Source organism: Bartonella mastomydis, from assembly GCF_900185775.1.
Classification (GTDB): Bacteria; Pseudomonadota; Alphaproteobacteria; order Rhizobiales; family Rhizobiaceae; genus Bartonella; species Bartonella elizabethae.
The window spans coordinates 48434-70460 of record NZ_LT883138.1 but is presented as its reverse complement, the minus strand read 5'-3'; the positions used below and the strand labels follow the sequence as shown (position 1 = coordinate 70460).

The window sequence follows — 22027 nt, the reverse complement described above, 5'->3', positions numbered from 1 at the left end:
CCTATAAACTGCACGAAACACAGCCATCGACCTCTGTCCCACTCAATGCGACTTGCCGCAGTCGTACGTAGTAAATACTCTTTATACCCTTTTTCCAAGCATAAATTTGTGCGCGGTTAATATCACGTGTGGTCGCGGTATCAGGAAAAAATAGTGTTAATGAAAGACCTTGATCGACATGCTGGGTCGCAGCAGCATAGGTATCTATAATTTTTTCAGGACCAATCTCATAAGCATCTTGGTAAAAATTTAAATTCGTATTATCCATATAAGGAGCGGGATAGTAAACACGCCCAATTTTTCCCTCTTTGCGAATCTCAATTTTTGAAGCAATTGGATGAATAGAAGAAGTGGCATGATTAATATAGGAAATCGATCCCGTAGGAGGAACTGCCTGCAAATTACGGTTATAAAGTCCATACTCAATAACGTTTTTCTTGAGCTCCTGCCAATCCTTTTGATCTGGGATAACAATGTTATTCCGTGTAAAAAGATCTTGTACAAGTGCAAATTGTGGTTTCCATTCTTTTTCAATATATTTTTCGAAAAAACGTCCATCGGCATAAGCTGATTTTTCAAATCCTGCAAATATTTCTTGACGTTCGCGCGCAATTAAGTTGGAAGCCCGTATAGCGTGATATGTCACAATATAAAAATAGATATTGGTAAAATCAATCGCTTCTGGAGACCCATAATAGATTTGTTCACGCGCGAGAAATCCATGCAAATTCATTTGTCCCAAACCAATCGCATGACCTTCAGCATTGCCTTTTGCAATGGAAGGAACGCAAGCAATATTACTCATATCCGAAACCGCAGTAAGAGCACGAACAGCAGATTCTACGGTCTGTCCGAAATCAGGGCTTTTCATTGCTTTGGCAATATTCATGGAACCAAGATTACAGGATATATCACTTCCAATCGTGCGATAGGTTAAATCTGTCTCCAGTTCACTCGCCTCACTCACCTGCAAAATTTCTGAACATAAATTACTCATACTTATGCGCCCAGCAATCGGATTGGTTCGATTAGCAGTGTCCTCAAATAAAATATAAGGATAACCAGACTCAAATTGAATTTCCGCTAATGTCTGAAAAAAAACGCGTGCACTTATTTTCTTCTTACGAATTTTTGCATTATCAACAAAAGAGCGATAATGCTCCGTTAAAGAAATATCGCTAAAAGGTTTGCCTGTCACACGCTCAATATCATAAGATGAAAAGAGATACATGTCCTCATTATTGCGTGCAAGCTCAAAAGTAATATCAGGAATAACCACACCAAGCGAAAGCGTTTTGATTCTAACTTTTTCATCCGCATTTTCACGCTTTGTATCCAAAAACTTCATAATATCTAAATGATGAGCATGCAAATAAACAGCTCCAGCCCCCTGTCGCGCCCCAAGCTGATTGGCATAAGAAAAAGAATCTTCCAAGAGTTTCATCACCGGTAAAACACCAGATGATTGATTTTCTATTTGCTTAATTGGCGCTCCAGCCTCCCGCAAATTGGTTAAACAAAGAGCTACACCTCCACCGCGTTTTGAAAGCTGTAAAGCCGAATTAACCGCACGACCTATCGACTCCATATTATCTTCAACACGGAGCAAAAAACACGAAACCAATTCACCACGTTGTTTTTTTCCCGCATTTAAAAATGTTGGCGTTGCTGGTTGAAAACGCCCTGTAATAATCTCGTCCACAAAACTTTCAGCAAGAGCTTTATTCCCTTGTGCCAAATATAAAGCCACAAGACAGACACGATCTTCATAACGTTCAAGATAACGCTTCCCATCAAAAGTCTTTAGCGTATAGCTGGTGTAGTATTTAAATGCACCCAGAAAAGTAGGAAAACGAAATTTAAATGCATAAGCGCGTTTAAAAAGCTTTTTAATAAAAGAAAAATCATAAAGCTCAAATAAAGCTTTTTCATAATAACCTTCTTCTATTAAGTAATCTATTTTTTCCTTCAGGTTATGAAAAAAAACTGTATTTTGATTAACATGCTGAAGGAAATATTGCCGCGCAGCAAGCCGATCCATATCAAATTGGATATGACCATTTTCATCATAAAGATTAAGCATCGCATTCAGCGCATGATAATCAGTAATCTGATCAGACTTCTGCGACTGTTTTATACCAATTGTTTCCAAAATCTTTCCAATCCCTTTTTTACACAAAGAACGTCTTCATCCGTTCCACGCAGCTCAAAACGATAAAGGCAAGGGACACAACATTTTTCAGCAATGATCTTACTGGCTAAATTATAATAGCGACCAAAATTACGATTCCCACCGCCAATGACACCACGAATGAATTTGCGATTCTCAACTTCATTAAGAAAATGAATCACGGCTTTCGGTACTGCCCCTCTTCCTTCTCCATCTGCATATGTAGGAACAACCAATACATAAGGCTCACCAACTAATGCAGAGGGTTTCCTTTTATCAATTTTGAAGAGTCGTTGGCCAAGCTGCGAGACAAAATGTTCTGTATTACCCGTTGCACTCGAATAATAAACAATAAGCCCCATTAAACACAAAGACCACTAATCATATCTGGTCTAAAACCAGACCAATGATTCTCACCACAAACAACGACAGGAACTTGGCGATACCCCAGAGATTGGACAAAACTGTATGCTTGTTCATCACAGGAAATATCAACAACCCGATAATGAATGCCTTTTGCGTCAAAAGCGCGGCGTGTAGCATCACACTGAACACAAGATGGTTTGCTATAAATAGTGATCGACATTTTCTTCAACTTTCACAATTCAAAACAATCAACTCTAAAAGAGTTAATCTAATAATTTTAAATACTCAAGAATAACAAACAACAGAAATTGCACGCAAAACGTGTGGTTATTTTCAAACAGCACACAGATTTCTGAACATAACAGAATCTCTCATCAAATAAATTCAAAGACTATGATGAGAATAAACGACCATTCTATAACTTAAATGGGGTTCCCCAGTTATAAAACAATCTTTCGCTTGGCAAACAATTCCCTCCTGCTGTCTAAAAAACTAACGTTCTAAACCACCGTTTTCAAGAGTTCTGTTTTACTCTTTTACGGCAAAAATCAATTACAAAAACGAAAGGAAATTCTTCCAAAAGAGACAGTTCAGCAAGAATATTGCTATACCCTTGCTCAATAAACTTTTACAATAACATTGGAAATAACTTAGATACCAAACGAAACACACTAACACCCTCTCTTGTGCTTATTTAGAATCACCAATCATTTTGATACTATATATAGTATATACTCTCTCTCTTTCGTCAAGGAGAATTCGACGATTATTTTGAATTGTCCACGATCTTCCCACTAAAATATTCATCTCTCAAAATTATGTAATAATATAACATTTTATTGACAAACGTTATATTATTACATAGTTTCTAAAATAATAAGTAAAGATGGTATAAGTTATGGACCTGCACTTTAAAAAGACAACATTAGGCTATGGGAATAGAATAGCGATCAAAGATTTTTCAGCAAAGTTAAAAGCGGGTTCATTGGTCGCAATCACGGGTGATAACGGTGCTGGAAAATCAACATTGCTAAAAGCCATTGCTGGATTGATTAAACCCCTTAAGGGAAAAATTACAAAACCGAAAAAGAGCCGCATTGCTTATCTTCCTCAGCAATGTGATATCGATCAAACATTTCCAATTGATGTGAGAGCACTTGTAAAAACAGGACTATGGTCTTTTTGTGGATTATGGAAAAATCAGCACCCTTATGAGTCTAAGATTCAGAATGCACTTGAAATGGTTGGGCTCACAGCACTTACCAACCGTTCGCTCGAAACATTATCAGGTGGGCAATTACAACGCGCCCTTTTTGCACGTATCATTGTACAAGATGCCGATATTATCTTGCTTGACGAACCTTTCAATGGTATCGATCGCAATACTCAAAAAGACCTTCTTGCACTGATCACGGACTGGCGACAGCAAGGGCGCACAGTTCTTACAGCACTCCACGACCCTCTCATCGTGCGGGATTTTTTTCCTCAAGTGATTCAAATTAATCAACAAAACGCCTTTTATGGAGAAACAACACAGTTTCTCGATAATACCATTTATTCCATTATACCTCCTCTCAGCTCCAACTCTTTGTGTATTAATACACGACAGCTCCTGCCTCCTATTAATGATTCTCTCTTTCTTCGGTTATAAGACGTGTATGCATTTTTTCTTGCCCCCTTTATTGATTTCCACTTTATGCAAAATGCTCTTATCGGCTCTATTCTGCTCTCTATGAGCGCTTGTCCTGTTGGTGTCTTTTTGATGCTCCGTGGAATGAGTTTGACAGGAGATGCTATCTCTCATGCCATTCTTCCTGGTGTTGCAACTGCTTTTCTCATTTGTGGCTTCTCCCTCATATCTATGACACTTGGTGGTATTTTCGCTGGCATTATTGTGGCTTTAGCAACCGTTTTAATTTCACGAAATAGCTTTCAGAAAGAAGATGCATCCATGACCGTTTTTTATCTTATTGCACTCGCAGCAGGTGTCATTATTATCTCAATGAAAGATTCAACCATTGAACTACTTCATCTCTTATTCGGATCAGTTCTTGCAATTGATACACAGAGTCTCTGGTTGATCACCACCATAATGTTGATCACACTCTGCAGTCTTTTTATTTTTTGGCGTGCCCTCGTCTTAGAAAGCTTTGATCCCCTCTTTTTTAAATCACTCTCTCCATTGAGTAAATATATTCACATTTCATTGCTTGGACTTGTGGTGTTGAATCTGGTTGGAGGCTTTCAATCACTAGGAACATTACTTTCCGTTGGCATTATGATGATTCCCGCAATTACAGCCCGTTTTTGGTTTTCACGGCTAGGTCCTATTTGCGTACTTTCTACTCTTTTTGGAATCATTTCTAGCGTATGTGGTCTTTTGCTTTCTTTTCATCTCTCTCTCCCCTCTGGCCCTGCTATTATCATTGCCGCAGGATTGATTTACCTTATTTCCTGCTTTATCAGTCCACGCGGTTTTATTGTAACATGGTTTCCCAACCTTTTTTATACTTCCTCACTTTAAAGAAAAAACAATGCCTAAATTTACTCAAAAATTTGTTCTTCTCAGTGCTTTATTGTTTGTCCTTTCTCTCTTTCCTGCTTCTGCTCACAATAAAATAAAAGTTGTTGCAAGCTTCTCTATTCTTGCAGACCTCGTAAAAAATGTAGGAGGCAACAATATCTCTATGACTACTTTTGTAGGACCCAACGCGAATACACACACTTATGAACCTACCCCCCTTGACGCTCAAGCTCTTAGAAATGCTCAGATTATTTTTATCAACGGACTTCATTTAGAGGGGTTCATTGACCGCCTCATCACTGCAAGCGATACAAAAGCACTTCTTGTCGAGGTTAGCGCCAAAATTCCCCCGCTCGAAATGAAAAATCAAGAACATGGTGCCCATCACCATCATCACAGCGCTCTTGATCCACACGCTTGGCAAACAATTCCCAATGTCGAAATCTATGTGAAGAATATCGCTGTTGCTTTTTGTAAAATTGATCCACAATCTTGTCCGCTTTACAATAAAAATGCCGAAACCTACATCAAAAAGCTTAAAACAACACAAGAGACCTTAAAAACAAAAATTGCCACTATCCCTAAAGATAAACGTATCATTATTACATCTCATGACGCTTTTGGCTATTTTGCCAAAGAATATGGCTTCACTATCCTTGCCCCCCAAAGCGCTTCAACAGAAGCTGAAGCAACCGCAGCTGATGTTGCTAAACTTATCAAACAAATTAAAGCTAATAAGGCAGCAGCATTGTTCGTTGAAAATATCTCCAATCCCCGTCTCATAAAACAAATTTCAAAAGAAACAGGTTTAAAAATTGGTGGAACTCTTTATTCGGATGCATTGTCAAACGAAAATGGCCCTGCTGCAACTTATCTCGATATGATGGAGCATAATGTGAATACCATCATTGATGCCATCACAAAACATTAAAAAATCTTTTTATAGAAGAAAAAAGTTCATAAAATCATAGTCCTATGATTATGTTATTAATGATAACCAATATCCATAATTAATAACAATGATATGAAACAAAGCTAATTTTATAGACAAAACTTATATCCTATAAATGCTCAGATAGATAAAATCATAAGTGGAGTTATTACTTCATGCTGCCCAAATCGGTAAGCATTATTATTCTATTTTCCAATGTTTCTTTTGCAATAATTCTCAACACTTGAAATAATTTATAAGAAGCATTTTAAATCCTTTCTTAATAGTTTTTTATTCGCATGACTCTCTCCGTTTATAACGGCAAGCGAATGATTTTGATACTTCAACATGGAACAGATTTGGAATAAGAAAATTTTACGGTATTAGGGCTGTTCCTTAATACACAAAACAGTAAATTATCATTATAAATCAATCTACTGCCTTTAAGGAGACCGTACTTATTTTTGTACAAGATACTCAGAATAGCGTTCTGTTTTTATCGATAAAATGGACTTTTTATATCACCGATCAAAACTAAAATATGGGGACTTAATGCCACCATTTGAGAATAATTTTCTCTCTTTATTTTCCTTATTCATTCTTTACAAAAGACATAAATTATAACCTTAGGAAAAATTTATAACATATTGTTTTTATAAATAAATCACCTTTCCAAATGAGAAGAAACATGGTTATAAATAGTCATTACCTATTGATAGGTTCCTACAATAAAAAAAACTTATTATATTTGAAAATAATGTTCTTCTTATAGAGCGTAAAAAGAAATAATTTCTTCATATGAGTATTTTAACATTCTCGGTGTCATGGGGCAATGGGTCATTACAAAAACTTTTAATTTGTTTTAATCTCATCGTTACACTTTTATTTTGTGAATATAATCGAGAGAGTCAAAACACAATATTATCATGATACAACATAACAGAACGCTTTGTCACATCAATTAATGTTTACTTATTCTTTGTGCGCTTTCCAGTGTTTTTGTTAAAGGTATGAAAATTCTGATGAGGGACAGTGAAACTTAGTTTTTGACCATAGTCGTGTGTCAAGCGTTCTTTTATTTCAATCGTAAAAATGATATCATTCCAACGTGTTAAAACATGGCAACCTGTTCCGATCGGCTTGATAAGCTCAATTTTTGTGTGAAAGACAGGTCCTTTATCGGGGTGTTCGCCCAATAAGATTATTTCAGGTCTGAAAGCTAAAAGATCCGTTTCTCCGCTGTAAGAACATGAATGGCCTAAATGTTGTTCTAAGACATAACGATCAAGAAAATTCATAGGAGGAGAACCAATAAAATCGGCAACAAATGTGGTTGCTGGCGTATCATAAATTTCCATTGGTGTTCCAATTTGCTCGATCGCTCCTTTATTCAAAACGACTATTCTATCAGCTAATGTCATGGCTTCTAGTTGATCATGAGTAACGTAGAGGCTGGTTGTTCCTAATGAACGCTGTAGCGTTTTTATCTCAATACACATTTGCGCCCGTAATTTTGCATCAAGATTTGAAAGAGGTTCATCAAAGAGAAAAACACGGGGTTGACGTACAATCACACGTCCCATCGCAACACGCTGGCGTTGTCCCCCTGATAATTGTCGTGGTTTACGATCAAGAAATGGCTCTATCTCCAAAAGCTTTGCAGCATGTGCGATACGTTTTTTTATTTCTTCTTTTGGAGTTTTTCGATTTTTAAGACCATATTCTAGGTTTCCGCGAACTGTCATATGGGGATAAAGGGCATAATTTTGAAAAACCATCGCAATATCACGATCAGCCGGTTCACGATCATTGATCCGTTCGTTATCAATACATAGTTCACCTGAGGTGACTTGTTCAAGCCCTGCAATAATACGTAACAAGGTTGATTTTCCGCATCCTGAAGGACCAACAAGAACAAGAAGTTCTTTATCAGCAACAGTTAAGTTTAAGTCATCAATGACCAGAATGCCGTTGTCATACTGTTTTTTTATATTTGATAACTGGATTGTGGCCACAATTACTTCTCCGTTTCAATAAGGCCTTTGATAAAAAGCCGCTGCATAAAAACAACAACAAGAACAGGTGGTACCATGGCAACAACCGATACTGCCATAAGGATATTCCATTGAGGATCATGTTGTAGTGATTCGACAATAAGCTGTTTTAAAATAATAAGAATTGTTTGATGATTTTGATCCGTTGTGATGATAAGAGGCCAGAGATATTGTATCCATCCATAAATGAACATAATGATAAATAAAGCAGCGATATTACTTTTGCTGAGCGGAAGAAGAATATCCTTAAAAAATTTAAATGGTCCTGCACCATCAACACGTGCTGCCTCTAAGAGTTCATCAGGCACAGTCAAAAAAAACTGGCGAAATAAAAATGTAGCGGTTGCGGATGCAATCAGAGGGATAATCATTCCACTATAAGTGTCGATCATCCCCAATTTTGCAACAACCGCATAGGTTGGAAGAATACGAACTTCAACAGGGAGCATCAATGTAACAAAAATAAGAATAAAAGCCGTTTTTCGGAAGGGAAAACGCATATAAACAATTGCATAAGCAGACAAAAGTGAAATAATAATTTTTCCAATGCTAATCCCTAAAGCCATAATGAGTGAATTCAGTAAGAGTGGCCAGAGGTTGGGGAGACCAAGCCTTGCAAGACCATCACCAAAAATTGTTTTATAGTTTTCCAGAGCATATTCCCCAGGTAAAAGAGGAAGCGTTCCCGAATTAAATGCTGCTGAACTATGGGTTGATGCAATGATCGCAACATAAACTGGAAAGCAGATAATGATAATACCAACAATGAGAATGATATGCGTTAGAAATTTCAAAAGAGGGCGATTTTCAACCATAATTTGTTTCCTAATATTGTACACGACGCTCAATCCAGCGAAACTGGATAAACGTTAAGACAATAACCATCAACATCAATATTGTTGATTGTGCTGCTGATGTACCGATTATTTGATTTCTAAAGCCATCGTCATATACTTTATAGACGAGAGTGCTCGTTGCACGCGCTGGGCCTCCAGAAGTTGTGTTATCAATAATACCAAAAGTGTCAAACATAACATAATTGATATTGACGATAAGAAGGAAAAATGTCGTTGGTGAAATTTGCGGAAAGACCACAGTCCAAAATCGTTTAAAGGGACCAGCACCATCAATGGCTGCTGCTTCTATTTGAGAACGCGGAACAGACTGAAGAGCTGTAAGAAAAAAGAGAAAATTGTAAGAAATTTGTTTCCAGCTAGCGGCAATGACAATCAGAATCATCGCTTGAGTGCCATTAATACGATAATTCCATAGCACCCCTATTTTCTCAAGAAGAAAAGGGATAATTCCGATGGTGGGATGAAAGATGAACAACCATAATATACCTGCCAATACTGGCGCAACAGCATAGGGCCAGAGCAAAAGCATTGTATAAGCTTTTTTGGCACAGATAACACGGTCAACACAGACAGCCAAAAGAAGTGATATTGTCATTGAAGCGACAGTAACTGAAATGGAAAATACTACAGTTGTAAAAAGTGATTGCAAATAAGTAGGATCAGAAAGAACAGTTAGATAATTTTCAAAACCAATAAAGGTTGTTGTAAAGCCAAAAGGATCTTCACGCTCAAAGGACGACTTTATGGCTTGCGCAGCAGGCCAAAAGAAAAACAAAAAAGTTATAAGAAGCTGAGGAAAAAGCAATCCGTAAGAAAGGAGTCTATTTTTAAAATATGCTTGTTTTTCTTGCATTCGCAGGGCTCTTTAAATGTAGAGGCTTTAAAAAGATAAACAAAAAGGACTCAACTGTTTTTGTTGAGCCTTTAATGTTTAACAAAAAAACAAAATTAATGATTGGATTTTTCAAATTCACGCAAGAGTTTATTTCCACGTTTAACAGTCTCATCTAAACCATCTTTCGGTGTTTTTGAACCACTAAGAACAGCTTCCAACTCCTGATCAAGAATAGTACGAATTTGTGGTAAATTACCAAATCTTATCCCTTTCGAGTTAACTGTCGGTGGATTAAGGTTGATTTGTTTGATCGCAATATCAGCCCCTGGCGTTTTTTCATAGAAATGTTGTTTTTTGCTCAATTCATAAGTTGCTTTTGTGGTTGGAAGATAACCTGTTCCTTGATGCCATTTTGCTTGGTTTTCTGTTTTTGAAAGAAACTTAAGAAAAGCTGCTGCTCCAGCATATTCCTTTGGAGTATGACCCTTAAACGCCCAAATAGAAGCTCCCCCAATAACTGAATTTTGTGGTGCGCCTTCCGCATCCTTATAATACGGTAACATACCAACACCTACATTAAACTGAGCTTCAGAAACAATTCCAGCATGTGATCCTGAAGATTGCATAAAAATTGCACAGTTTTGTGCCATAAACATTGGTGTTGAATCTAATGCGCCTGCAGGACCACCATAGCGGAAAATACCTTGATCAGACCATCTTTTCAGGTCTGTCCACATACGCACTTGTAAAGGTCCATTAAATGTAAGTTCTGAATCAAGCCCTTTAAAGCCATTTTCCTTCGTTCCAAAAGGAACATTATGCAACGCTGAAAAATTTTCTATACCAATCCATTGAGCGGCATAAGCCATGGTAAAACCACACGTTGCCGCCTTGGTCTCAAGAATTTTTTTAGAAAAATCTTCTACATCTTGCCATGTTTTAGGGGGCTGTTCTGGATCAAGTCCTGCTTTCTTGAAGATATCTTTGTTGTAATAAAGGATCGGTGTTGAAATATTGAATGGCATAGAGATTATATGCCCCTGTTCATCAGAGTAATAGCCGCTAATAGCAGGAAAATAATCGGTAGGATCGAATTCTTGTTTTGTATCAGCCATCAGTTGATAAAATGGATAGATCGCCCCTTTTGCAGCCATCATCGTTCCAGTACCAACGTCATAAATTTGGGCGAGAACAGGCTGTTTCTTTCCACGAAATGCTGCAATCAGTGCGACCAAACCTTCTTCATACTCACCGCGAAATGAAGGCACAACTTTGTACTCAGATTGACTTGCATTAAAATCGTTAATGAGACTTTCAGTTTGCTTTCCTAATTCACCACTCATAGAATGCCAAAAGCTGATTTTTGTCTGTGCAAAACTCGCTGTTATTCCTGCTGTGGACATTATGATAGCAACCGTGGCCGCTATGGAAAGATAAAAACGACTCATGGTTCACCCTTTCTGAAGTGATGGAATACAAACTACCCCTGAATTTATAGTATTACACATGAACATGCTATGACAGTTTTATTTCAGAAATACATATCCTCATTTAAACAGGAACCACCAAAAGGTCAAATGAATTTGTTTAGGTTTATTCGTTTTCTTTTATAAGCTTTCTTATGTATGAACGAGATACGCGTTTATAACGAGCTGAAAAAAATGAGATGACTTATGACTTAAATAAGCAAGGGAATAGTAAAAAAGCATAGATCGTAAATGTCAGTTAATAACTTTTGGAATATCTATAATATCTGGATTTCCTTTTTAATAAAAGAATTGTTTATTCTTTTATTATTTGTCTTATAACTTTCGGCTTATAACCTTAATACGATGTTACGACTGAATTTCACGAAGAGACAAAGAAATTTTCTCTTAAAATGAAGAAAATCATTTTGAAACGTTTAAGTATTTCCTTCCCTGTAATGGGATCACACCTCTCATGCAAAAAATATATTGTATGACCAATTTCCATTTTGTTAAAAAAATCTTTTAATACATCTACATTTCATGAGAGCTCCTATAAAATAAGCCATAACGCCTCTCCGCTTACACTTTATAAAAGTGTAAAACGGCATCATATAATGATGCCGCTAGTGCTTCAATAAAGCCTTTTTTAAGAGAGTTTAAAGAATATTTTTTTCTCAATAGCTTTTTATCACCCAATCAACCACACTCGTAATATGCAAGCAAATGATTTTAGTTGATTCATTGTAAAAAAAATCTTGATATTAAACGCTCTCACTCAATATAAAAAGTGTTTAATTATCTTTAAAATCAACGTGTTATTATTTCTCAAAAGAAAGTCTTCCTTCTTTCTTTCCTTACACTGGTTTTATGAAAATACAGGGATTTTATAGAAATATATTTTTTACCTTTGTCCACGCAATTGCAATGCAAGATCAGGTTGATCTGTCGTAATATAATGTACAGGCATATTAAGCCAATGTGATAAACGAGCTTTTCCGTTGATTGTCCATACCCCTACTGTGAAACCAGCTTCAAGAGCTGCTTCAATAAAATCCTGTGAGACAATGGAACCATCTAAACTTAAATCAGAATAACCCAATTGTTTCCATTTAGAAAAATGACGATACATATCACCTTCAAAATGATCAACACATGGACCAGATGGTATTCCCGCTTCAATAAAAGGACGAAGGATCAAAGGATTAAAACTAATGGCAGAAACCCGTTCTGTTAAATTTCGACTTTTTATGAGTGCAAGCGCTTTTTGAGATAAGATTGTTTCACGCTCCACTTCACCACAGGTTTTGATTTCAAGATGCAAACCAACATTGGTTGGTGCTAAAAGATCAAGCACCTCTTCTAGCAAAGGAGGTGCTTCTTGGCTTCCTTTCACGCAGAGTTGTTTGCGTGTTTCATTATCAATATCGTGAATATATCCCTTTTTGCCAACCAATTGGTCTAAACAAAAATCATGAAAGACAACCACTTCACCGCTTTTCAACAAATGAACGTCGCATTCAACTTCATCAACGCCTAACGCTATAGCGTTACTAAATGCCGAAAAAGTATTTTCAGGATAAAGATGCGCTCCACCACGGTGTGCAACAATTTTTTTCTTAGACATGCAAAATTTCACACTTCCCAATTTTAAATGACAATAGTTTAAACAATATTGGCTCTCAATGATATTAGCGTATAGATTTTCAAAGGCTTATATCCTATAAACGAGCACACTTACTTTTTAAGATTTGTTCTATATTTTTCTCAATATTAAGCCCTCAATCACATTTTTTGGCCTATTCTTTATTTCAATTATTCCCATTCAATGGTCCCAGGAGGCTTTGAGGTTACATCATAAACAACACGATTAATCCCTCTCACTTCGTTAATAATGCGTGATGCTGTCTTACTTAAAAATGCCATATCATAGGGGTAAAAATCAGCGGTCATTCCATCGACAGAGGTGACAGCACGAAGCGCACAAACAAATTCATACGTGCGACCATCCCCCATCACTCCAACTGTTTGAACAGGAAGAAGGACAGCAAAGGCTTGCCAAATTTCATCATAAAGACCAGCTTTACGAATTTCCTCAAGATAGATAGCATCTGCTTCACGTAAAATTTCTAATTTTTCACGGGTCACAGCCCCTGGACAGCGAATTGCAAGACCGGGACCTGGAAAAGGATGACGACCAATAAACTGCTCGGGTAATCCTAATTCTCGCCCTAGCAAGCGGACCTCATCCTTAAAGAGCTCACGCAACGGTTCTACAAGTTTCATACTCATCTGTTCTGGTAACCCACCTACATTATGGTGGCTTTTAATGGTGACCGATTCACCAATAGCAGAAACACTCTCAATAACATCTGGATAGAGTGTTCCTTGTGCTAAAAACTCTGCACCTCCTATTTTTTTAGTCTCTTCTTCAAAAACTTCAATAAAAAGGCGACCTATCGTTTTGCGCTTTTTTTCTGGATCTGTCTCACCTTCTAAAGCATGAAGGAATATATCGGCAACATCAACGTGAATAAGCTCTATGTTATAGTGATCGCGGAATAATGTAACAACTTCCTGCGCCTCATTCTTACGCATTAATCCATGATCAACCAAAATGCATGTCAGTTGATCTCCTATAGCTTCATGAAGAAGCACCGCGACAACAGAAGAATCCACTCCCCCTGAAAGACCACAAATCACACGACTTTTTCCAACCTTTTGTCGTATTGTCGCAATGGCCTGCTCACGATAAGAAGCCATTGACCAATTGCCTTTAATCGCAGAAATCTTATGAATAAAATTTTGCAAAAGTTTTGTACCATCCGGTGTATGAACAACTTCAGGATGAAACTGTACCGCATAAAAATGTCTTTTCTCATCAGCAATAGCCGCATAGGGAGCGCCTTTTGAGGTTCCTATGACATGAAAACCTTCTGGTAAAGCTGCCACACGGTCACCGTGACTCATCCATACTTGATAACGAGAACCTTTTTCCCACACTCCATCAAAAAGAGCACTCTCCTCTTGGATTTCCAAAAAAGCACGACCAAATTCACGCTCATGTCCGGCTTCAACCGTTCCTCCAAGCTGAACACACATGACTTGCTCTCCATAACAAATACCAAGAATTGGAATACCAGCCTCAAAAATTTCCGCTGGAGCACGTGGCGACCCTTCATCAATAACGGAATAAGGACTTCCTGATAAAATAATCGCTTGAGGATTTATGCGGCGCACTGCTTCTAAAGCCAATTGAAAAGGAACAATTTCACAGTATACCCCCATTGCGCGCACCCGTCGTGCAATAAGTTGTGTAACCTGTGAACCAAAGTCAATAATAAGAACAGTGTCTGGATGGGATATGCTCATAGAAAACCAATCAACAATTGTAAAAGAGAACTCATGAGAGTTATGATTCAATCTTTCTCTTTTCACAAGCCTGTTTTCTTAAGAAAAGGAATATTCTTGTAAAATTTATGATAAAAAATGCAAAAATATGGATCAATGTTTTTTTTGCAACACAGATAAAAAAAATCCATCTGTTTTTGTTGTTGCAGGCGATAAAGTCAGGCCATAATTTGAAAAAACGGGTTGCACAGGTGAAGAGCTGAAATATTTCTGCCAAAGTGCCTGTATATCTATTGGATAAAAATGAGAATATTGTTGAAGGAAATGGGAAATTTGTTCCTCATTTTCATCTGAAAAAAGAGAACAGGTAATATAGATTAAGCGCCCATTTGGCTTAAGATAATCTATCGCCTCATTCAAAATCGCCCTCTGTTCTGTTTGGCGTTTTTTTACCTGCTCTAATGTTAAACGCCATTTCGCATCTGGGCGACGACGCCATGTTCCTGTCCCACTACAGGGTGCATCTAACAAAACTCTATCCATCTGTCCTATTAAGGACTTCAATTCTTCTTTTTGCACTCGTGTTTGTACATTACGAACACCAGCGCGTCGAAGGCGATCAAAAATAGGAGCGAGACGCCCTTTATCAAAATCATAAGCATAAATTTGCCCACGATTGTTCATATCGGAAGCTAAAGCTAATGTTTTGCCACCAGCACCTGCACAATAATCTAATACCTGCATATTTTCTTGCGCTTCCACAAGATGAGCAACAATTTGAGACCCTAAATCCTGTATTTCAAAGTACCCTTTTTGAAAAGCTGGTTCTACTTGAACGTTGGGATGGCGATCAAATTTTTCAATCGGCGCAACTCTTAAAGCTTGCCGAAACCATGAAAACGATTGAAGTTTGGTTTTTGCTAACTCTTTTAGCACCTTTTCTGGTGTTGCCTTTAGGCTATTGACTCGTAGATCTAAAGAAGGACGCGTTGCTAGTGCAGCAGCTTCCACGAACCAGTTATCACCAAATAAAGGATAAAGATGTGCTTGACACCATTGAGGAATATCACCACGAATATAGTCTGGTGCATCGACTAATTGCCGCTTTTGCCACGATTTGCGCTGTTGATCCTCTAATAACTGCGGTGCAAACCGATCTCCTTCTAGCGCACTATCAATTTGCTCCAGCGTCATTTTTCCAGTATCTAATAAGGTAGCAAAAACAATATCCCGAATATCATCACTCTCCATTCGCCATTGTAAAGAATATCGTCGTCTTAAAACATCATAAACGATTGTACCAATGGCTGCACGATCACCTGCTCCAGCAAAGCGATGAGAAAGCCCCCAATCCTTTAAAGCTTCTCCTGCGGGGCGATGCCTCATTTCTATCTCTTTAAGCACATCTATTGCTGCTTGCAAACGCCCACCTAATCGCATTCATTTCTCCCATAAAAATAATGAAATTCTAAACCGTTATAAAAAATAATATTATTTTCTTATTGCCAATGAAACCTTCTCAAAGCATCAAAAATTTACATTCACTTTTAAAATGATCTGAGCATACTTCTTTATAAGATCCAATTTAATATATCTAGATTTTTCCTTTCATTTTCTGTCCATTGGCTTTTTATCCTTTTAAAATACGTGAAATCCTCTTGAGCTAAAAGGTATGCTGCTATCCATAAAGAACTTCTTTCCACCATACATTACCAAAAAAACAAACTCCTTGTTATTGCGTAAAATGAAATTTTCTCGACTTATCTAAACAACTGAAAGAATCCGATATTTTCCATCTTGAAAATATAATCCTTCTGAAAAAGGAGAAAAAATCTTCTAACAAGATGAGATAAGTCCATCTTACTCTCAACAAAAAATTAACTTTTTAAAAAATGCTTGGAACCACTATTTGGCATGTCCGTTTTTACTATACTGGCAACTGCCAGATAATTTAAAAGGAGAAAATAATGACTTATAATAATGGAAAAACAACTTCATCTAAAAGTCGCCACAATACAATGCCCTCAAACAATGGAAAGAAATCCGTCCAAAGTGATCAGACAAACACTCGCCAACGTGCGTCAAAGATGGAACGTAAGACAACAAAAAGTTAATTCTAACTTTATATAATTGACTTCACGTAGTCTTAGCAGAAAGAATTAGAGTTTTAGCCTCTAATTCTTTCCTTTTGTGGATTATGATACCAAATCACAAACAGAAAAAAGAACTATCTCTCTTCCTCGTTCTCGGAAGATTTTACATCTATGTGATATGATACTAAGCTCCTATATTTTCAAACTGGGCCCCGATAGTTTGGGCTTTCCCGTGTGATCGAAACATCATGCGTATGGCTTTCATGGAGTCCCGCATTAGTAATACGAACAAACGTTGCTTTTTTACGAAACTCTACGAGATCTTTTGCCCCAACATAGCCCATCGAAGCGCGTAGCCCACCAGCAAGCTGATGGAGAACTGATGCTATAGGACCTTTATAGGCCACTTGCCCCTCTACACCTTCAGGAACCAACTTCAATTCATCACGAACGTCATCTTGAAAATAACGATCTGCTGATCCTCGTGCCATAGCACCAACAGATCCCATACCACGATAGGCTTTAAAAGATCGACCTTGATAAAGATAAACTTCACCAGGACTTTCTTCTGTTCCCGCTAAAAGAGAACCGATCATTGCTGCACAAGCCCCACCCGCTAAAGCTTTAGCAAAATCACCCGATGCTTTAATCCCACCATCTGCAATGATGGGAATGCCTGCTTTTTCAGCAACTTCTGCAGCATTCATGATAGCGGCAAGTTGAGGGACACCAACACCAGCAACAATACGCGTTGTACAAATAGAGCCAGGACCAATACCAACTTTTACTGCATCTGCACCACTGTCAATCAATGCTTGCGTTGCTTGAGCAGTCGCAACATTCCCAGCAATAACAGCTGGAGAGGAAGACATCTTTTTAATCCGTTCAACAGTTTCTAACACACGCTGAGAATGTCCATGCGCTGTATCAATGACCAAAACATCAACTCCTGCGTCAATAAGGCGTTCAGCTCGTTCAATCCCATCATTCCCAACACTACTCGCCGCTGCAACACGCAGGCGTCCTTGAGAATCTTTAGCCGCATTTGGATTTAATTTTGCTTTTTCAATATCCTTAACTGTTATCAGTCCAACACAACGATTTTGCTCATCCACAACCAATAATTTTTCAATACGATGATGATGTAAAAGATATTTTGCCTCACTCAGTTGAACATTTTCACGCACTGTGATCAAATTCTCATGCGTCATTAATTCATAAATTTTTTGTTTTGGATCCGATGCAAAACGGACATCTCTATTGGTCAAAATGCCAACAAGCCGTCCAGCAGTCTCACCGTTAACACTATTTTCAACAACCGGAATACCTGAAATGCTATGAAAGCGCATCAAAGCTTTCGCTTCTTCAAGGGTTGCATCGGGTCCAATTGTGACTGGATTAACAACCATACCAGATTCAAACTTTTTTACTTGGCGGACTTCTTCTGCCTGCTCAGCAGAAGACATATTCCGATGAATAACCCCAAGACCACCAGCTTGAGCCATAGCAATTGCCAAACGCGATTCTGTTACCGTATCCATTGCAGCGGAAAGTAATGGCAAATTGAGCTTAACATCAGCTGCAATGCGCGTCCTAAGATCCACTTGACTAGGCATAACAAGAGAATGACCGGGCTGTAAAAGTACATCATCAAAAGTCAGTGCCAATGCCCCTGTCCCCGTTTCAACAATCTTTGCCATAGCAAAATTCCTTTTATAATAAAACATTATAACAAAACGCCGCAAGAAGCTTAAAAATACAACTGCGGTTCTCATAGGGTAGATTGGCAAAAAATTATGCCATGCTACAAACAAAATGAAAAGAAAAATAAATATTTTTTTAAAGTGTGGTTTATAAAAATTTACAATTGCGATTCAATTGGTAGCCAACTTATTATTTTTGCAAATGCGCGACGCCAAAAATTGCTTTCTGGCTCATAATCAATGCTATATTTTTTTTCATTTTCAATAAAATCCCAATAAATACGATTATTCTTACCAAGACGAAGATGATAGCTCATTTCGCCCGTCGTTTCTTCGCAAAACAACAAATCTAGCCTTGCTGTAATGGGAGCACATTCAAAAAGAATGCCCATTTCTGTATTAAGTGCTGCTGATCTGGGATCAAAGTTTAAAGATCCAATAAAAGCTGTTTTACGATCAACTAAAAAAGCTTTGGCATGTAAACTTGCCTTACTCGATCGAAACAATCGTAACCCATGGGGATTGCCTTCTGCTTTTAATTCATAAAGCTTAACACCACTTTTTAACAACGCCTTACGATATGGGACATAACCACCATGCACTAATGCTACATCGGTCGCCGCCAAAGAATTTGTGAGAATTTTGACATCAACACCTTTTGAAACCAAATTACTAAAATTCTGTGTCCCAACCTTACCAGGAACAAAATAAGGTGATGTAATCTGAACCGTATTTTGGGCATTTCCAATAACCTTTGAGAGTGCCTTCATAAGCCAATTACTCGCTTTTTTACGCAATGCTTTTTCTGGAGGGTCAGAAAGAACAACAACTTTATCAGCTAAAAATAACCGCTTTCCTGTCTGGATAAAAGAATCAAAGTTAATGTGCTCTTTGACATAATCTAAATAAACTTTTGCAACCTTGGAATCCCGAAACTGTCGTAATTTATCCTTCCAATAGCTAAGATCGCTTGCGCTTTTAGGAAGAACCAAAGTATGAATTGGCAAAACAACAGCACTATTCCAAAAATCATCAAAGATACTTTCTACCTTTTTAACGGAAGGACCTATTAACATCAAATCTAAATCTCGAAAATGAGATTCTTCAGCTGCATCAAAATAAGAATCTGCAAGATTACGTCCTCCTACAAAAGCAACCCTGCCATCAACAATAAAAGCTTTATTATGCATTCTACGTGTTACAGTAATGGCCCGTAATATAATCTCTAAACCACGGCGTAACCCACCTTTACGCGATCGCCCTGGATTAAACACTCTCACCTCAATATGAGGATGTTTATCGAGCGCAATATAAGCTGGATCACGTGCCTGAGCGTTAATATCATCCAAAAGCAGTCGCACCCGAACGCCCCGATCAGCTGCCTCAACTATTTCACTTAATAATAGACGCCCCGTTAAATCATCGTCCCAAATATAATACATCAGATCAAGGCTACGACCAGCCTCCGCTGCACCTATTGCACGAACACAAAACGCATCCAAATTGCTGATGATAAGGGAAAGGGCATCTTTATTAACCCCCAGACCATTTTCTTCCTCAGCCAATTGACTAACGATACGATCAAGCTTGGTTTCATCCTTCTGAATAGGTAAAGCATAAGAACATTGCCCCCTAGCACTTTTCACAAAACGCCCATAGGTGTAGATTGCCAACATAGATGCAATAAAAAAAAAGAGAATAAAACCAATAACAATCTGTAAAAGAGTCAAAGAAGATAAACTTTCTATTTCCAAGCTATCGCATCACCCGTGATACGAACCATAATACTCATTATTTCGTTTTAACCGTGTAGCGAATAAAATGCCACTTCTTGCTTAAGAGAGTATAAATTTAATATCCACAACGTAAAAATTTTAGCTGCAACATTTAAAAGCTTCAAAAATATCTCTCGGCTTTAATAAATGTAAATTTAACTAAAATTGGATAAAATGAAATAAACGATAAAATAATCTAATAAAATTTATACTTGATTTAAGTCTACAAAATCATCCTCAATCAATAAAATTCACAATAAATGATTGTTTTCTTTTAAGTCGCCCCACAAACTTTATCAAAAGCTCTTCTAATTTTTTGAAATTCATGCCTGTCATCAAAAGCAGTTTATTAGGAATTCTACTTTTGATCTTGATTTCTGATAGTTCTCAATTCTTCCATCTTTCTATAAAGTGTAGAGCGACCAATATGAAGGCGGCGTGCAATCTCACTCATATGTCCCTTATAATGTTTAACCGCTTTCTCAATAATATCATGCTCCATCTCTGCAAAAGTACGCACATGCCCGTCGGTATTCAAAAATTGTATTGAATCTTGTTCATTATCTTCTTGCATATTACCCTCAATGATATTTGGAACATTCATTAATGAATTTCCCATTAATTGGGGAAAATCTCGAACAGTTAGTAACGGTCCCTCGCTGAGTAAAATCGCACGAAATAGAAAATTTTCAAGTTCATTTCTATTGCCAGGCCAATCATACTGCATAAGCAAGGAAAGAGCTGACCCTGCTAAACCATGGACATGTGATCGTCCTGTTTCTGTTATGATACGATCGATCAAACGTTGTGTGATCTCTGGAAAGTCATCCCTTAATTCTCGTAAAGCGGGAACGCTAATTGATAGATGAGAAAATTGTTCAAACAAACTATGCAAAAAAAAGTTCTCTTTAACCAAATCCTTTAAACGCGATGTTGAAATAGCAATGATCCGAAAAGGAAAAAGTTCTCCTTTTGTATCCCTTTCCCTTTCTTTGAGATAATGAGCAAGCCGTTTTTGCTGTATGGGTTCAAGCCGATCAATATCACAAAGACAAAGTGTCCCGTTGTCAAGCGAGGAAACTAGTGGGAGGAATTCTTTAAACCAATGCTGATTTTCTTCTTCTGGATCAACAATCGCTGAACATTGAAAGCGAATAAAAGAGCCCTCCGCGAATAAACCTTCATGATGAATCATCCGAGCTAAGGTTTCACGACCTGTTCCAACTTCACCCTCTATCAAAAGATTCTGTGAAGTGATCGCTGCTGTTCTGGATTGCTCTAAAACAATCTGCATCGCTCTACTTTTTATGCAAAGATCCGAAAACCTTAAATGATTCTCTTTTTTTCTCCGAATATCTTGAACCTCATGCTCCAAGGCAGAAATAAGAGCAAGAATATCCAAAGTAACTCTTACACGTAATAATGTTACTGGATGAATCCAATAATCAATAGCTCCAGCTGCTAAAGCTTTCTGGAGTAAATCCTGATTCTCTTGTTGTGCTATCACAACAATAGGAACAGAAACACCAGCAACTCTAATCATTTTAATCAAATCGCTTACACTCAAATCACTCATAATGACATCAAGGAGTGCAAGCACAATGTTTTTACGTCTGTGTAAAAGATCAATTGTACGGAGGCCATTTTCTGCTTCAATGACACGGTAACCAAAACCTCGGAGCATAGCAGAAAGCTCTATACGTCTTCCATAATCTTCACTCGCAACAAGAATGGGACCAACCATAATGTCAATAATCTCCTTTGAGACTACTCATGAGACTATTCAGCAGCTTAATGTAAAAATTGTTGTAAACCATAAGAAATATTTCACCTCTTGTGTTTCACTTGCGCATTTCATCAAGCTGTTAATTAAATACAACATTAAGGCATTTTTTTCTATTT

The 22027-nt window shown here is 37.6% G+C and carries 17 protein-coding genes; 4 read left to right on the top strand and 13 right to left on the bottom strand.

From position 1 onward, the window contains the following. Window position 1 precedes the first annotated feature (1 nt). Genes nrdE through nrdH form a run of 3 tightly spaced genes read right to left on the bottom strand, consistent with a single transcriptional unit; the run spans window position 2 to window position 2756 of the window. Window positions 2-2152, bottom strand: a complete 2151-nt coding sequence (gene nrdE / locus FJG96_RS03515; RefSeq protein WP_139413609.1) for a class 1b ribonucleoside-diphosphate reductase subunit alpha — start codon at window positions 2150-2152, stop codon at window positions 2-4. Then, window positions 2134-2532 (bottom strand): class Ib ribonucleoside-diphosphate reductase assembly flavoprotein NrdI, encoded by a 399-nt coding sequence (gene nrdI, locus FJG96_RS03510; RefSeq protein WP_139412769.1) that lies wholly within the window; start codon window positions 2530-2532, stop codon window positions 2134-2136. The genes nrdE and nrdI overlap by 19 nt, the downstream gene beginning before the upstream one ends. Beyond that, window positions 2532-2756: a glutaredoxin-like protein NrdH gene (gene nrdH, locus FJG96_RS03505; RefSeq protein ID WP_139412768.1), complete on the bottom strand. Its 225-nt coding sequence runs from the start codon at window positions 2754-2756 to the stop codon at window positions 2532-2534. Before nrdH ends, nrdI begins: the two co-directional genes overlap by 1 nt. A gap of 678 nt (window positions 2757-3434) precedes the next feature. On the opposite strand from nrdH, the gene FJG96_RS03500 reads away from it, so the two are divergent. Genes FJG96_RS03500 through FJG96_RS03490 form a run of 3 tightly spaced genes read left to right on the top strand, consistent with a single transcriptional unit; the run spans window position 3435 to window position 5991 of the window. Next, window positions 3435-4187: an ABC transporter ATP-binding protein gene (locus FJG96_RS03500; RefSeq protein WP_139412767.1), complete on the top strand. Its 753-nt coding sequence runs from the start codon at window positions 3435-3437 to the stop codon at window positions 4185-4187. A 3-nt stretch (window positions 4188-4190) separates the two neighbouring features. Next, window positions 4191-5060 carry a metal ABC transporter permease gene (locus FJG96_RS03495; protein WP_139412766.1) on the top strand — a complete coding sequence of 290 codons (870 nt, stop codon included), beginning with the start codon at window positions 4191-4193 and terminating at the stop codon, window positions 5058-5060. A gap of 10 nt (window positions 5061-5070) precedes the next feature. Next, window positions 5071-5991 (top strand): metal ABC transporter solute-binding protein, Zn/Mn family, encoded by a 921-nt coding sequence (locus FJG96_RS03490; RefSeq protein ID WP_139412765.1) that lies wholly within the window; start codon window positions 5071-5073, stop codon window positions 5989-5991. Between the two features lie 968 nt (window positions 5992-6959). Here FJG96_RS03490 and FJG96_RS03485 read toward each other — a convergent pair. The 7 genes from FJG96_RS03485 to FJG96_RS03455 all read right to left on the bottom strand — a co-directional run bounded on the left by FJG96_RS03485 (window position 6960) and on the right by FJG96_RS03455 (window position 15994). Further along, entirely contained in the window at window positions 6960-8006 is a 1047-nt protein-coding gene (locus FJG96_RS03485) for a sn-glycerol-3-phosphate import ATP-binding protein UgpC (protein WP_139412764.1), read from the bottom strand. A 2-nt stretch (window positions 8007-8008) separates the two neighbouring features. Next, window positions 8009-8860, bottom strand: a complete 852-nt coding sequence (gene ugpE, locus FJG96_RS03480) for a sn-glycerol-3-phosphate ABC transporter permease UgpE (protein ID WP_139412763.1) — start codon at window positions 8858-8860, stop codon at window positions 8009-8011. 10 nt (window positions 8861-8870) lie between these two features. Continuing rightward, window positions 8871-9755, bottom strand: a complete 885-nt coding sequence (gene ugpA, locus FJG96_RS03475; protein ID WP_139412762.1) for a sn-glycerol-3-phosphate ABC transporter permease UgpA — start codon at window positions 9753-9755, stop codon at window positions 8871-8873. 95 nt (window positions 9756-9850) lie between these two features. Continuing rightward, window positions 9851-11185 (bottom strand): sn-glycerol-3-phosphate ABC transporter substrate-binding protein UgpB, encoded by a 1335-nt coding sequence (gene ugpB / locus FJG96_RS03470; RefSeq protein WP_139412761.1) that lies wholly within the window; start codon window positions 11183-11185, stop codon window positions 9851-9853. Between the two features lie 922 nt (window positions 11186-12107). Beyond that, entirely contained in the window at window positions 12108-12830 is a 723-nt protein-coding gene (locus FJG96_RS03465) for a glycerophosphodiester phosphodiesterase (protein WP_139412760.1), read from the bottom strand. A gap of 188 nt (window positions 12831-13018) precedes the next feature. Further along, window positions 13019-14575 carry a glutamine-hydrolyzing GMP synthase gene (guaA, locus tag FJG96_RS03460; protein ID WP_139413608.1) on the bottom strand — a complete coding sequence of 519 codons (1557 nt, stop codon included), beginning with the start codon at window positions 14573-14575 and terminating at the stop codon, window positions 13019-13021. 132 nt (window positions 14576-14707) lie between these two features. Then, on the bottom strand, window positions 14708-15994 hold the full coding sequence (locus FJG96_RS03455; protein WP_139412759.1) for an RsmB/NOP family class I SAM-dependent RNA methyltransferase: 1287 nt from the start codon (window positions 15992-15994) through the stop codon (window positions 14708-14710). 527 nt (window positions 15995-16521) lie between these two features. On the opposite strand from FJG96_RS03455, the gene FJG96_RS08840 reads away from it, so the two are divergent. Further along, entirely contained in the window at window positions 16522-16668 is a 147-nt protein-coding gene (locus FJG96_RS08840) for a hypothetical protein (RefSeq protein WP_180338242.1), read from the top strand. A gap of 179 nt (window positions 16669-16847) precedes the next feature. Here the strand turns inward: FJG96_RS08840 and guaB are convergent, their stop codons facing one another. The 3 genes from guaB to FJG96_RS03440 form a co-directional block, all read right to left on the bottom strand. Beyond that, window positions 16848-18347 (bottom strand): IMP dehydrogenase, encoded by a 1500-nt coding sequence (guaB, locus tag FJG96_RS03450; protein ID WP_139412758.1) that lies wholly within the window; start codon window positions 18345-18347, stop codon window positions 16848-16850. Between the two features lie 161 nt (window positions 18348-18508). Beyond that, entirely contained in the window at window positions 18509-20080 is a 1572-nt protein-coding gene (locus FJG96_RS03445) for a phospholipase D family protein (RefSeq protein WP_139413607.1), read from the bottom strand. Window positions 20081-20483: 403 nt separating this feature from the next. Continuing rightward, window positions 20484-21869, bottom strand: coding sequence for a sigma-54-dependent transcriptional regulator (locus tag FJG96_RS03440; protein ID WP_139412757.1), 1386 nt, complete (start codon window positions 21867-21869; stop codon window positions 20484-20486). Window positions 21870-22027 lie beyond the last annotated feature (158 nt).

Excerpts from the sequence above, each read along its gene's own strand:
- nrdI (WP_139412769.1), bottom strand. The coding sequence starts at position 2,532 with ATGGGGCTTATTGTTTATTATTCGAGTGCAACGGGTAATACAGAACAT.
- nrdH (WP_139412768.1), bottom strand. The coding sequence starts at position 2,756 with ATGTCGATCACTATTTATAGCAAACCATCTTGTGTTCAGTGTGATGCT.
- FJG96_RS03500 (WP_139412767.1), top strand. The coding sequence starts at position 3,435 with ATGGACCTGCACTTTAAAAAGACAACATTAGGCTATGGGAATAGAATA.
- FJG96_RS03490 (WP_139412765.1), top strand. The coding sequence starts at position 5,071 with ATGCCTAAATTTACTCAAAAATTTGTTCTTCTCAGTGCTTTATTGTTT.
- ugpE (WP_139412763.1), bottom strand. The coding sequence starts at position 8,860 with ATGGTTGAAAATCGCCCTCTTTTGAAATTTCTAACGCATATCATTCTC.
- ugpA (WP_139412762.1), bottom strand. The coding sequence starts at position 9,755 with ATGCAAGAAAAACAAGCATATTTTAAAAATAGACTCCTTTCTTACGGA.
- ugpB (WP_139412761.1), bottom strand. The coding sequence starts at position 11,185 with ATGAGTCGTTTTTATCTTTCCATAGCGGCCACGGTTGCTATCATAATG.
- FJG96_RS03465 (WP_139412760.1), bottom strand. The coding sequence starts at position 12,830 with ATGTCTAAGAAAAAAATTGTTGCACACCGTGGTGGAGCGCATCTTTAT.
- guaA (WP_139413608.1), bottom strand. The coding sequence starts at position 14,575 with ATGAGCATATCCCATCCAGACACTGTTCTTATTATTGACTTTGGTTCA.
- FJG96_RS03455 (WP_139412759.1), bottom strand. The coding sequence starts at position 15,994 with ATGCGATTAGGTGGGCGTTTGCAAGCAGCAATAGATGTGCTTAAAGAG.
- FJG96_RS08840 (WP_180338242.1), top strand. The coding sequence starts at position 16,522 with ATGACTTATAATAATGGAAAAACAACTTCATCTAAAAGTCGCCACAAT.
- guaB (WP_139412758.1), bottom strand. The coding sequence starts at position 18,347 with ATGGCAAAGATTGTTGAAACGGGGACAGGGGCATTGGCACTGACTTTT.
- FJG96_RS03440 (WP_139412757.1), bottom strand. The coding sequence starts at position 21,869 with ATGGTTGGTCCCATTCTTGTTGCGAGTGAAGATTATGGAAGACGTATA.